The following is a 13052-nucleotide window of genomic DNA, read 5'->3' as shown; positions in this document are numbered from 1 at the left end:
AGTCAGAAAGCACCTCTTAGCCCTCTCTCACCCATGACCTGGCCATCTCTTCTTCGTCTTTCGCAAACTGGCGCACATTAATACTTGTCAGTTTATCAGCAAATTTTCCGATATATTCTGCGGCATCATAGTCGGTCACCAGTGCGTATTTTTCTATTTGCGACATATGCTCTTTCGCGAATTTAAGCCTGTCATCGATCGCCGACAATTCTGTATGCGGCATATCCTTAAGACGCACAAGGAATCTTACTTTTCCATACTTCCTGATATATTGCCTGACTTCGTCCAGTACCTGTTCATTCTCTTCCTCTGTCAATTTATCGATCACTTCGTATTCAAGAATATTTTCATGCGATGTCTCAAGTTTCCTAATCACCTTAACACCTCCATTTATAAGGTCTCTATAAAGACTCTATTACCAAAACAGTCCGTTGGAAAACTTTCGAATATAAACCGAGAAGGGAAGCCGCCTTTTTACAAGTATAAAGACCTGGGTGAATTGGCTTATTTTTTCTTATTTTCCTTTAACCGGTTTTAGGTAATCCCTGGCAGGGAAGCGCTTTTAGTGGGTGCACCGAATCTATTATAGGAGGTTTTCACTTTGTTTAAACGGATTGATAAACTGCAAATCAGCCTGCCCCAGCCAAGCAAGCCCGATCCTGAAGCAGCGGGTGTTGTTCAGGAGTTATTAGGGGGACGGTTCGGTGAAATGTCTACATTAAATAACTATATGTTCCAGTCTTTTAACTTCCGGAGCAAAAAGAAGCTGCGGCCTTTTTATGAATTAATCGCAAGTATTACCGCAGAAGAATTAGGACACGTAGAGCTAGTCTCTAATACGATTAACCTTAACTTAAACGGATCCATTGGAAACGGAAAAACAAATCCGGATGAGACTCCTCTTAGAGAGGCGTTAGGCATCCCAAATATGTTCCAGTTTATCCTCGGCGGCCAAAATTCAGTGCCTGCTGATTCGGCGGGGAAACCATGGACAGGCGATAATGTGTTTTCGAGCGGAAATTTAGTCAATGATTTACTCCATAACTTTTACCTAGAATGCGGAGCACGTACACATAAAATGCGCGTCTATCAAATGACAGATAATGAAACAGCCCGTGAGCTCTGCGGCTACCTGCTCGTGCGGGGAAGCGTCCATGCAGTGGCATATGCCAAAGCTCTTGAAAAAGTAACAGGAGTGGACGTACAAAAAATGCTTCCTGTGCCTGATTTGGATAACTCTAAATTTGACCACGCCAGAAAATTTGAAGAAGAAGGTTCCCACCTTAAACTGTACAGATTTAGTGACCAGGACTACGGATTGCTTAACAGAATCTGGACAGGCCCTACTCCGATCGGACCTCCAGGTGAACTCGAAGTTGTTGATGGCACACCTGAAGGCGGGGAGATTCCTGACTTGGAGCATATCCCTGAAGAATTTGCGCCAGGGTTTGATGAAGAACAGTTTAGAGAATTGTCCAAGCGTCTGCAATATGAAGCCGGCATGTAAAATGACCGGAAATTAATAAAGGGCTGCTTCTTTTACAGAAGCAGTCCTTCCTGGCTTTTAAAACAATTTTTTAAACAAGAAAGGGGTTTCTAATATGAAACGCTACACACTTAAAATGCTTACACCTCTTTTAGGCGCTGTCTTACTGGCAGGCTGCGGAGAAAATGGCGAAAACCAGGAAACTGCAAACGATGCTGCGAATAATAGTCCTGATAATAATAGCACCGGAACAATTCAATCACAGAATGATAATGAAGAAAATAACAACGATGAAAACGATAATGAAGTTAATGGCAACAATGAAGTTGATGAGGAAGCAGAGGTCGCGGCTCAAGCTGAAATGAATAATACTGATGGGGAATTTTTGGGAACCATTCTTTTTTACGAGGAAGGAGACCGCGTACGTGTTGAAGCAGACGTAGAAAACCTTGAAGCAGGCTACCATGGTTTTCATATTCACGAAGAAGCGGTTTGCGAACCTGACGAGGATGAACCTTTCTCTTCAGCAGGCGGGCATTATAACCCGGATGGTGAGGATCACGCCGAGCATGCTGGAGATATGCCGTCCCTTTATGTGAACGAAGACGGCACCGCAAAGATGTCTTTCGAAACAGATAAATTCACTGTGGATCAGATTATTGAAGATGAAACTGCCGTTATTATCCACGAAGACCCTGATAATTTTGGCCACATTCCTGAGCGTTACCAGTCAGAGGAAAGTGACGAACCAGGTCCGGATGAAGAAACTCTCAATACAGGCGATTCCGGTGACCGGTCTGCGTGCGGAGTAGTTGAAGAGGGATAAGAGTATCAACCAGCTTTTCACAGGGAAAGCTGGCTCTTTTATTATTCCCTGTATTAATTTCGAAAGGATTAGACATTTCCCGGGAAATTACTTCCCGCCTCAACATCTCCCGACTTTTCATAAAAGCTGCAAATGATTTTTTTGGATTGGGCATCTATTTGCTTACCGAGCATACAAGGCTCCTCATGAATATGTCTGGCGGCGAGCAGAATGTACTCAGAGTATGGGTATAAATTCCAAAAGCAGCGCGGGTGAAGAATTAACAGGAGGAAAATCCTGTGATATACCGCCGTCTCGTATGCTTTAAACAAACGTTCATTTAAATATGTTTTTCTAATTTATGTTATGATAATTTCATCTCTGGCTGTCTATTTCCCGGCTGGAAAGGACGGATATTAAATGAAAAATTACCACTGCTGCGCCACCTGTATTCATTTTGCAGTGTCGAAAACGTCACAAGGCACTAAATATTATTGTGCCAGATTAGGATTTGAAACAAAGTCTCATTACCAATTTAACTGCTGGGAACCAAAAGATCATATTAAAAAATTGATAGAAAAGGAGCGTCCTTCTAAGTAAAAAGTACGCTCCTTTTTCAACCTGTTTCCTTCTTTCAGTAAAGCATCCTTCCAAAATCCACCGCCTACGGTTTTATCCATGGATATCCCGTTTTAAATACCCTAAGAAACCGGCAGCGCCAATAGTAATGGCCACAACCGTCATGATAGCAGCAGACATAATATTGAAATCATCTACCGGCATCCCCGGAACATGGTCAAAAGGAGTTAACCCTGTGAGCCAGCCTGGCATCTGAAAAAGGTCTCCAAAATATACTGTCATAAAGGAAAAACCTAAATACAGCCAGATTAATCCGGTGTATTTCGGCAAAATACCAATCAATAAAACGGTGACTCCCAGCATCACCCACACTGCAGGCAGGTAGACCAGGCTGGAGGTTATGAACGGAGCTAATTCGCCCTCTTCAATGACTGCCACTCCAATACTTCCCATAGCCAAACCGGATACAAGGAGTAAAAACACACTGCTAAGCACCGCTAATAATAAATAGCTTCCCATCATTCTTATTCGGGAGACTGGCAAACTGAAAAGAGGCTCGAGCCGCTGATTTTTTTCTTCTCCTTTCAGTTTCAGCATCATCAGCAAGGCTGGAATAGTAATAATGATAGCCATTACAGCCATTAACACAGCCAGAAACTGGTCTGTCAAACTGACGCCTTCCATAACGGGAAGAAATTCTTCCATAAACTCAATATCTTCAAAGTAGATTTCAGTTTCACCTAATACCGATCCATAGGTGACAGCTAACACCACTATACCTAATGTCCAAAAAATGAGGGAACTGCGCTGAAGCCTCAAAGCCAGGCCAAACGGGCTGCGAAGAAATACAGAAGCCGTCATTCTGCCAGGCTTTGATGGAAAAAAGCCCGCCCCCACATCTCTAATTGTATTTAAGTAAAAGGCTAAAACAGCTGTACATATGGCGGCAGCGAGTGTTAACACGATCGGCCACCAGTAGTTATTTACGTAAGTTTCAGTTCCAAGCACCCAGCCGATTGGGGAGAACCAGGACAGAGTCTCATTACTTACATCGCCGGCTGCCCGAATGAGATAAGCACCGCCGAGTACAGCAATTGAGAGTCCTATCGTCCCCCGGGAGCTTTCTGTAAACTGTGCACACAAGCCAGTCACCGCTGCAAAAAACAGTCCTATCGCTCCGATTACAGCCCCGTATAAAAGTGATCCTTCCAAATCAAGGCTCTCTATTCCGGTAGAGAATAATCCTAATCCAACGGCGAAAGCCATTATACTATTCAAAACGGCCATAACTGTCATGGAAGCCCCCATAGTTGAAAGCCTGCCTGAAGGCAAAGAGAGAATCATCTCTGTCAGTCCTGCTTCTTCGTCGGCCCGTGTATGTTTTGCGACGAGAAGGATATTCATCAGACCAGCAATTATGGTCGTCATACCAAGCATTTGATGGGCCATCATAGCCCCATACGTATAATTATCCAACCCGTACCCTCGTCCGACGAGGGCTGTAACAGCGGGGTTAACCATCGTTGCCGCCAGCTGCTGACGCTCGGCAGCTGTGCGGTATAAATCCGGGAAAGCCACCGCTACAGCCAGTGTAAACCCACCTATTCCCACAATCCACAATGCCATTTTAAACTTGTCTTTTTTAAAAATAAATCTGGAAAGTGTCGCTGTGTTTTTAAAAAGCCGGCTTTTCATCAGGTTCAACCTCCCTCTCCAGAAGGACCGCTGTTCTCCCCTTTATAGTGGCGCATAAACAGGTCTTCAAGTTTTGGCGGCGCGCTCTCCAGCTTTAACACACCGTATGAACTGAGATAGCTGATGACATCCTCAAGTTTTTCTGAATCAACCTGGAAAGTAGCAGCCCGGCCGTTTTTCTGCAAGTTATGAACGCCTGGAATCTTAACCAAATCAGGCGAAGGTTCTCTCGTTTCAACGTGAAGCTGCGTTCTTGTTAAATGACGCAGTTCTTCCAGGGTACCTGATTCAATCATTTTTCCTTCGCGGATAATACCTACTTTGTCACAGAGCCTTTCTACTTCTGAAAGGATATGGCTGGATAGTAAAATACTTTTACCTTCATTTTTTGCTTCCTTGACACATTCCTGAAACACCCGCTCCATAAGAGGGTCCAGTCCTGAGGTAGGCTCATCCAGAATAAAAAGACCGGCTTCTGAAGAAAAGGCGGCTATAAGCGCTACCTTCTGCCTGTTTCCTTTAGAATACGTCCGGCATTTTTTAGAAGGATCCAGTTTAAACCGGTCAATAAGCTCTTCTCTCTTTGTCCTTTGGCTGCCCCCTCGTAATTTAACGAACAGGTCAATGACTTCCCCCCCTGTTAAATTCGGCCAGAGATTGACATCCCCGGGTACATAAGCGATCCGCTTATGGATTTCCACAGCCTCTGTCCAGGCATCCATTCCGAAAATTTCCGCATTCCCTTCAGTTGCTTTTAATACCCCCAGCAGAACGCGGATCGTCGTTGACTTGCCAGCCCCATTAGGCCCAATAAAGCCGTAGACTTCTCCTTTCTCCACCTCAAGGTTAACGCCATTTAATGCTTTGAATTTCCCGAAGTTTTTAGTAAGGCCTTGAGCGCGTATGACACTCATTTTTCCCCCTCCTTCTTATAAAAAGCACTTTTCAACATCTCCAGATACTTATAAAACTCCTTAAAATACGGTTCCATATTAAGTTCAGAGAAAGACTGCCCTTTCAGAGAAGATTTCAATTCTTTTTCATAGCCTTCAATCACCCAGTTGATCATTTTAAAAGCTTTTTCCACATCTATATTTTCCCTGAACAATGAATAATCGATGTTACTGTAAATCTTTTCGTAACCTTCTTTTTGAAGCTGGTCATATTTCGCCTGGATATCTCCGGGTAGTTCTTTAATATCCGCTAAAAAAAACGTACCAAGAAAGTTCAGTACATTCGGATGTTCAGCAAAGAGTTCCATCTTCAGTTCTCCTGCTTTTTTAAAGCGTTCAATAAAATCCCTTTCAGTGATGTCTATCTGCTTAAGGTAGTCATTGAGCGTTCTGTCTAAACAGTAATGAAGTAAATAATAATAAAGGTCTTTTTTAGTATTAAAATAATGGAACAGCATGCCTTTGCCTATTTTGGCATGTTTGACAATTCTGTTCGTTGAGGCCTGCTCAAAACCGTGGTCAGCAAACTCATTTAAAGCTGCATTTAATATCCGCTGCTTTTTCTCTTCCTCAAGGCTTTCAAAGAGGTGTGTCACTCTTAAATCAGCCCCTCTCTTTTAATGATTGGCATTTAGACCAATGTGGTCGATTTAAGTATACCTCTTGCCGACCAAGGTGGTCAATATCAATTTTTGTAAATAATTGTACATTTTTAAAAGCACCAGGGGGAAGGGGAGGCTCTGGTGCCTTTTAGTCTGTTACCTTTTTTCTATACCATGTTGAAACAGCTTAATTGTCTGCTCGACTATATGATCATACTCTTCATCTTTTAATTTACTCAAATCGTCATACTGATTTTGGAAATATTCGCCGAATGAAAGTGAAACTGATGTTAAGATGTGTGCCATAAACCGGACATCTAGGTCAGAGGATAATTCGTTTGCAGCCTTCCGTTCATGGAGAATCTTTTCCAAAAATACGTTACTGGCATTGATATCTTCTCCCATGACACCTTTTTTGACTGCCTCATCTGCGCTTGCCATGAACCGGTCGTAGATCACCGCCTGCTTAGGGTGGTCTCTCAGAAAAGCCAGTCCCCCTTTGAGTAATTTCCTGAGAAGAGTAAAAAAATTATTTTTATATTCTTCCGCACTTATTGTTTCCAAATAGGTCAGTTTTTCCTGTCTCATGACATCTATCATATATTTAAACATATCCTGCTTATCATTAAAGTACTGATAAAAGCTTCCTTTAGCAATTCCGGCACTCGCGACGATTCTGCTGATACTTGCATTCTCATACCCATGCTCGTAAAATTCATCAATCATCACGTTCAGGATCCTTTCTTTTTTGTCCTCAGAAAGGTTCATAAACGTTTTTTTAGGCATCTTTTTTCCTCCTATATATTTTGATCTAAACTTAGCTTATCTTAATAAACCCTTAACCCCAGCCATAGAAACAGGAAACCAATCACTGCTACAAACAGATCAACAAACCATAGTTTTTTGCCGGATTTGTCTATAAAGGCTGCAAACTTGCGCGATGTGTGCTTCCAATTAAATAAAAGAGTTACTGTTTTTAAAGAAGCCAGTGTGATAAAAACAGTTAAAATCCATCCGTATGCGATATATCCAGTTAAAGTGGCGTACCATACTAATAAAAACAGAGCTACAGCATAAATGAGAAGCCCTTTTACAGGTGTGGACCATTTTTCCTGTGAGTAATGTTTTTTGGCCCAATCATACAATTGCTCATGATAAAAAACGCCAAAGAATACTTTTATAAAGGCTGAAAAAGCTAATATGATGCTGACGAACGCAAACACATTTAAATCCATTATTCTCCCTCCTCCATAAGAAAACTATTAATAGACCCAAACACCTAACACGATTAAAAGCACTCCAAGAACGGTAGTAAAGATATTAATTTTAATAATGATGGTTCTGTCTTCTGTTAAAGCTTTTATGGCGAATGCCCTGAATTGATTGTAATTAAAAATGACTTGCCCAACTTTCACCAGTGTCAGACTAATGATAAGAGTAAAGACAATAGAAAAGCTGACATCTGTGGTGACCTGCTTGTACCAGGTAACACCTGTAATGATCATCGAAATAATTCCTGCCAGCCAGACCCACTGAGGCATTTTTTCGGTATAAACCCGGTTTAGTTCAAACTGATTCCATTTTTCAGGGATTACGTGCATAGTCAGCCTGACTGCAATTAAGAGCACCCCAAAAAAGATACTGCCTGCCTGGAAGTAATTCATATCTTCACCCGCCTTTCGAGTGTGACCACAGAGTCATGTGACTGTATAGTCATATTATAAGCCATTGCCCTCCACTGCTCAATAGATGGTAACCGAAGTTTGTTACAAACTTCAAAACTTTATTAAATAACTTGGCTGACTAAGTTTATTGATAAATATTCCATTATAAAAAAGCCACTCACCTGCCGGGCCGTCTGCCGAGTGGGTCTTATCCTTATCCGCTCGCTCACTTAATAAAAGGAAAAGGAGCTGTCCTCAAAAGTTTTCCTTTTGGGACAGCCCCTTCAATTTTTTATAAGGTTGATAGCATTTTTTCGAGATGTTTGACTGTTGGAGTAAGGTTTAGAAAGAAGTAGGTTTCACGGAGTCTGCGTGCGTCAGGACTGGTTTTTAAATAAGCGGCTCCACCAGTATGAAGCATCGCTGTATTTACAGCCTCGAGGGTCAAATAAGCTGTATCTTTTCTGATTTTCAGCATATCCTCCCACCGCAGCTCACCTTTTGAATGAGAAAAAATAACTTCCAGTTTGTCTTCCTGTGCTTTGAGCCTTTTTGACACATCTTCTGCCTGAACAGGTAAATAACTGTTGCAGCCGCTTTGTTTAGACTCGCATCTCTCAATTGATGATACGGCTGCCTGAGTGACGCCCAGGCCTAAAGGAATCTGGTAAGCTACGAAATAAGGGCGAATTTGCTTCACGAATGAATCTGCGTCCTCTGACAGGATTTGGGTTTCCGGAATAAACACCTCTTTGAAAGAGCATGAGTAAGTCGCACTGCCGTTTATGCCAAGATAAGATACTTTTTCTTTCAGCGTCAACCCCGCCTGGCTGCCGGACACAAATAACATGACGCGGCGGTCCTCATCTGTATCGACAATCACTCCAAACCAGTGATCGGGCCCAAGGTTGGAAACGGCAGGCAGCACACCGGAAAGAAGATAGCCCCCGTCTGTCGGTTCAGCTCTTAAATGAAGCTTTTCAAGTCCGGCATAATACTTCATAGGATTTGACAGTCCTGTACCGCCCAGTACCTCTCCATTTTCCAAATCCGGCAGCATCCTTTGTCTAAGCTCATGGTTCGGAGTATGGCGGAGGTAAGTGAGTGCGGCTAAATGGCACCATAAATTAAAGCCTGTCGTCATACAATACTCTGATATTCTCTTTACTACCTTCATTTCCTCGAAAGCCTGCTCTTTAAGCTTACCTTCTGAAGAGCGCAAAAATCCTTTTTTACCAATCGCCTGCAAGACGCCTTTCGGATAAAGGGCCTGCTCATCTATTTTTCTTACGAGCGGTTTTAACTCATTATTAAGCAGAGTATCCAGTTCGTTCTTGTTGCCGGTAATCACCACTTCTTTCCCTCCTCGCCAACAGCCTTCAATTTATTTTTTCTTGAGTTGTGTGATTTGGTCAATTGGTGCTTTAACCGCATCGCGGGCACGAACAACCGCCTCATCGTCCGGCGCATCATAAAAGCAAAGGCATTTTGACATATCTTCACACACATACGTGCGGGAGAAAGAGACTTCAGGAACTTCTGCATAATGAACGGAATTCTTTTTCTTTCTCTCCAGGTACTGGTCCATTGTTAAGTTCTCTGGGAGGTTCCATTCAACGAGATAATTAATCTTCTCTTTTTGCTGTTTTGCTTCCTCCAGATCCTGCCCTACAATTCTTACTTCTTTAGTTAAGGCTACAGGCAGGCCGAGCAATTCCAGCGACGCTTTTAAAGACGCTTCTTTTTCCGCTTCAAAAATAAAGAATGCCCTCGAAAAATCACTTGCTACTTGAACTTCAATCATTTCACTCGTTTGAAGCTGGCTCTGCAGCTGCTCCACTTTCTTTTCAAATGATGCCTCATCCTTAATTGATTCATTTAAAGTTGATTCCACTAAATACAGTCCCAACTGAATCCCTCCTGAAAAATTATATTTTCAAACTTTTAAGTCATTTTATTATACTAAGTTAAAAAAATCAACTTAGTTGTTTAAATTAGTCATGTTACGTTATAATATCCACAGACTTTCCTTAAGGAGCTATGATCGCTATGAAAGAACGTTACAAACTGCCATGTAATATTGCACAAACTCTCAATATTGTCGGGGACCGCTGGACGCTGCTGATCCTTCATGACATTCTTATCGGCCACCAGACGTTTAATGAACTGAAAAAAAATCTGGAAGGCATATCAGCCAACTTATTATCGGACAGACTGAAACACCTGGAAAAAGCCGGGTTGGTCGAGACCGAAGTTTATACAAAACACCCTCCCCGCTACCAATATAAATTGACGGAAAGCGGCAGAGACCTTGAACCTGTATTTGATGCTTTGCTCTTGTGGGGCCGTGACCATTTGGATCACTGCTACAAGAAAATGGTTCATTCAGACTGCCAGCATGAAGTCGAACTTAGCTATTACTGCCCTTCTTGTAAAAAAACAGTTGATAAATCGGAAATCGACACGGTCTCCGCAGTAACCTCTGATCTTTACACCCGGTGACAATGCCGGGTGTTTTATATATATTAGTTGCTTTGCACGCCCCACTGTTTACCGACCCATTTTTCAAACAGCCCTACGGCCTTATCAAGAAGAAGCCCAAGGACACCGATAAAGATAATACCGGCCAGTACAAGGTCAAGGTCCAGAGCATTTCTCGAATCAACAATCAAGTATCCGAGCCCTGACTGGGCCCCGATCATTTCCCCGGCCACAAGGAATATCCACGCCGTGCCTACCGCTATATGGAGACCATTTGCAATGAAAGGAAAGGCAGCCGGAAAAATAATTTTATAAAGCAGAGACATTTCTTTTATTTCGAGGTTTTGAGCAAGCTTCAGATATGTCTTATCAATTTTTTTAACCGCCGAAACGGTCGAAAGCAAAACAGGAAAAAAAGCAGCAATAAATATGATAACGATAGCCGGCATATTGCCGATCCCGAACCAAAGCACAATAAACGGTGACCAGGCTACAGGGGCCACAGGCCTGAGCACTTGTACAATCGGTTCAAAAACTCTCCAGAGTTTAGTCATCCTGCCCAGCACCAGCCCCAAAGCAATAGCTACCACAACGGCACTCAAGTAACCTGTGAAAAAACGAAACAGGCTGACCCTGACGTGTTCAAATAAGGTACCGTCCTGTATAAGCGTAATGATTCCGTAAAAAACCATTAAGGGGGACGGCAGCAGCGCCTCGGGATAATCCCCGATAAAAATAACGAGCTGCCAGACGGTAATAACTAAAACAAAAGCTGCTGTAACATAGAATGCTGTCGATAAATATTTCATCTGCATCACGTCTCTTCTTCAAAGTAAGATAAGTCCACAAAGTCCTCGTATGACGGCGGGTCATCAGCCAGCCCCATTTCTATGAGGCGTTCACGTAAGAATTCATATTCTGTTTCGTAAATTTTTAAGTTATCGTATGAAATCCAGTCTAATGAAAGTTCGAGGGCTTCATCTGTGACATTTAAATAATTTTTATGCGCAGCGAATGATTCTTCTGTCTGCTCTCCCGCTCTTTCCCCGGCATCAAGGTAACCTTTCACAAACTGCTCTGCCAGTTCAGGGGAATCTTCCATAAAATCATCACGGAGCACAAGCGCGCAACATAAGCAGTTATTCGGACAAAATTCGTGTGACTGGTGAAGGACATGCCCTGTATCCAGCGTGACGCCAAGCGCTCCGAAAGGCTCCGCTACAATATAACTGGAAATTCTTCCTTCCGACAGCGCCGAAGGCATTTCAGGAGGCGGCATTTCAACAACATTGACATCGTCGTAGTCCATCCCTTCGCGCTTTAGCATTTCATCAAGGAGCAGGTTATGGGCTGATAGGGTGTGGGGGATGGCGACAGTCTCTCCGGCCAGATCAGCAGGACTTTCTACATCATGCGCCGCCATAATGGCATTGCCTTCCCGGTGTCCCAAAGCCACTGCACTGATTCCGATTCCCCTTTCTTTCGCTTTCATTGCAAGTTCGAACAGGACTGAGGCCCCGTCAATTCTGCCTGCATTCAGCGCATCCATTAATTCAATCCAGCTTCCAAACCTTATAAGTTCAATTTCAGCTCCGTCTAAATACTCCTCTTCAAATTCCTTTGTAAAATAGAGAGGCGCTGCATGAGTAATCGGCAGATGCCCGAGTCTGATAACCTCGTTTTCATTGTCATCCGGCCCAGATACAGGCGTGGCGCAAGCTGATAAAAACAGAGAACTTATCAGCATATAACTGCTGAGTTTATGAGATTTTTTCATGCTTCCCCTCCTTTAGGAATTGTTTAAATATTAAAATCAAGCTGATCCTGGGTGTAACTGAAATTAAATTCATCCAGTATCCATTTCCGGTAATATTGAAAATCGCTATGTGCCCTGTCCCTTGGTTTAGGGAGTTTTACTGTGATTTTTTTCCTTACTGTGCCGGGGTTGGCGTCCATAATGAAAACCCGGTCTGAAAGATACACAGCTTCATCGATATCGTGAGTCACAAGAATAATATTAGTTCCTTCCTGCTGCTGGATCCGAAGCAGTTCATCCTGCAGATAATATCTGTTAAATGTATCTAATGCCGCAAAAGGCTCATCCATTAATATAAGTTCCGGACGAATTGACAGAGCACGCGCGATGGCGACTCTCTGCTGCATTCCACCTGACAGTTCAGAAGGAAACTGATCCATGCTTTTCTCAAGGCCGACGAGTTTAATATATCTGATGGCTCTTTCTCTGCTCTCTTCTTTAGAAAGGCCTTCCGGTTCAAGGGCAAGTTCTACATTTTTCAAAACCGTCCGCCAAGGGAGCAACGCATAATATTGAAACAGCATGATCGCTCGCCTGGACGGTTTCGTCACCTGCTTGCCATCAAAGAACAATTCGCCTCCAGTAGGACGGTCAAACCCTCCGATCAAGTTCAGCAGCGTGCTTTTACCGCATCCGCTTTGGCCTAATATAGACACGACCTCTCCCTGCCTGATGTCAAAATCAATGCCGCTCAGCACTTTCTTAGAATCTCCCTGTTTTGAAAATTCTTTTTCCACGCCTTTTAACTCAACTAAAGGTTTATTCTCAGCAGTTACACTCACTTTTTCGCCCACCTTCGTAAGAATATTAAATTCATAATTCTTACCTGTTTACTATGTTTTAATCATTTTATGATACTTAGTTAAAAAAAACAACCTGAAATGATAATTATTTTTTAGAAATTCTGTCTTTTTCGACGAATGGGATATATGAAAGTCCTATCACATGGGATTTCCTGCACACAAAAACCC

Annotated in this window: 15 protein-coding genes; 3 read left to right on the top strand and 12 right to left on the bottom strand. The window is 42.8% G+C overall.

From position 1 onward, the window contains the following. Window positions 1–16 precede the first annotated feature (16 nt). Window positions 17–376, bottom strand: coding sequence for a SpoIIAA family protein (locus tag K8O68_RS16505; RefSeq protein WP_230897897.1), 360 nt, complete (start codon window positions 374–376; stop codon window positions 17–19). Between the two features lie 225 nt (window positions 377–601). Between K8O68_RS16505 and K8O68_RS16500 the strand changes: the two genes are divergently transcribed. Then, the gene (locus K8O68_RS16500) at window positions 602–1507 is read left to right on the top strand and encodes a manganese catalase family protein (RefSeq protein WP_230897896.1); all 906 of its coding nucleotides are present in this window, start codon (window positions 602–604) and stop codon (window positions 1505–1507) included. Between the two features lie 94 nt (window positions 1508–1601). Continuing rightward, window positions 1602–2312 (top strand): superoxide dismutase family protein, encoded by a 711-nt coding sequence (locus tag K8O68_RS16495; RefSeq protein WP_230897895.1) that lies wholly within the window; start codon window positions 1602–1604, stop codon window positions 2310–2312. A 651-nt stretch (window positions 2313–2963) separates the two neighbouring features. Here the strand turns inward: K8O68_RS16495 and K8O68_RS16485 are convergent. The 8 genes from K8O68_RS16485 to K8O68_RS16450 form a co-directional block, all read right to left on the bottom strand. Beyond that, a complete protein-coding gene (locus K8O68_RS16485; RefSeq protein WP_230897893.1) occupies window positions 2964–4565 on the bottom strand; it encodes an ABC transporter permease in 1602 nt (533 codons plus the stop codon). Window positions 4566–4570: 5 nt separating this feature from the next. Further along, the gene (locus tag K8O68_RS16480) at window positions 4571–5479 is read right to left on the bottom strand and encodes an ABC transporter ATP-binding protein (protein WP_230897892.1); all 909 of its coding nucleotides are present in this window, start codon (window positions 5477–5479) and stop codon (window positions 4571–4573) included. Then, entirely contained in the window at window positions 5476–6114 is a 639-nt protein-coding gene (locus tag K8O68_RS16475) for a TetR/AcrR family transcriptional regulator (protein WP_230897891.1), read from the bottom strand. The genes K8O68_RS16480 and K8O68_RS16475 overlap by 4 nt, the downstream gene beginning before the upstream one ends. A 162-nt stretch (window positions 6115–6276) precedes the next feature. Beyond that, window positions 6277–6906 (bottom strand): TetR/AcrR family transcriptional regulator, encoded by a 630-nt coding sequence (locus tag K8O68_RS16470; protein WP_230897890.1) that lies wholly within the window; start codon window positions 6904–6906, stop codon window positions 6277–6279. 41 nt (window positions 6907–6947) lie between these two features. Then, the gene (locus K8O68_RS16465) at window positions 6948–7355 is read right to left on the bottom strand and encodes a hypothetical protein (RefSeq protein ID WP_230897889.1); all 408 of its coding nucleotides are present in this window, start codon (window positions 7353–7355) and stop codon (window positions 6948–6950) included. Window positions 7356–7382: 27 nt separating this feature from the next. Beyond that, window positions 7383–7784 carry a hypothetical protein gene (locus tag K8O68_RS16460; protein ID WP_230897888.1) on the bottom strand — a complete coding sequence of 134 codons (402 nt, stop codon included), beginning with the start codon at window positions 7782–7784 and terminating at the stop codon, window positions 7383–7385. Window positions 7785–8076: 292 nt separating this feature from the next. After that, window positions 8077–9138: an acyl-CoA dehydrogenase family protein gene (locus tag K8O68_RS16455; RefSeq protein WP_230897887.1), complete on the bottom strand. Its 1062-nt coding sequence runs from the start codon at window positions 9136–9138 to the stop codon at window positions 8077–8079. A gap of 30 nt (window positions 9139–9168) precedes the next feature. Then, entirely contained in the window at window positions 9169–9693 is a 525-nt protein-coding gene (locus K8O68_RS16450) for a DUF4242 domain-containing protein (protein WP_230897886.1), read from the bottom strand. 140 nt (window positions 9694–9833) lie between these two features. Between K8O68_RS16450 and K8O68_RS16445 the strand changes: the two genes are divergently transcribed. Next, the gene (locus K8O68_RS16445; RefSeq protein ID WP_230897885.1) at window positions 9834–10286 is read left to right on the top strand and encodes a winged helix-turn-helix transcriptional regulator; all 453 of its coding nucleotides are present in this window, start codon (window positions 9834–9836) and stop codon (window positions 10284–10286) included. Between the two features lie 23 nt (window positions 10287–10309). On the opposite strand, the gene K8O68_RS16440 is transcribed toward K8O68_RS16445, so the two are convergent. From K8O68_RS16440 to K8O68_RS16430, 3 genes are read right to left on the bottom strand one after another with little or no spacing between them, the layout of a single operon-like run. After that, the gene (locus K8O68_RS16440) at window positions 10310–11074 is read right to left on the bottom strand and encodes an ABC transporter permease (protein WP_093052768.1); all 765 of its coding nucleotides are present in this window, start codon (window positions 11072–11074) and stop codon (window positions 10310–10312) included. Between the two features lie 5 nt (window positions 11075–11079). Beyond that, complete coding sequence (locus K8O68_RS16435; protein WP_230897884.1) at window positions 11080–12042, bottom strand: ABC transporter substrate-binding protein; 963 nt, start codon at window positions 12040–12042, stop codon at window positions 11080–11082. 23 nt (window positions 12043–12065) lie between these two features. Beyond that, window positions 12066–12863 carry an ABC transporter ATP-binding protein gene (locus K8O68_RS16430; protein WP_230897883.1) on the bottom strand — a complete coding sequence of 266 codons (798 nt, stop codon included), beginning with the start codon at window positions 12861–12863 and terminating at the stop codon, window positions 12066–12068. Window positions 12864–13052: the final 189 nt, after the last annotated feature.

It is taken from the genome of Salipaludibacillus sp. CUR1 (assembly GCF_021028955.1).
Lineage (GTDB): Bacteria > Bacillota > Bacilli > Bacillales > Salisediminibacteriaceae > Salipaludibacillus.
Note: the sequence above shows the minus strand (reverse complement) of the source record. Positions and strands in the feature narration are given on the sequence as shown.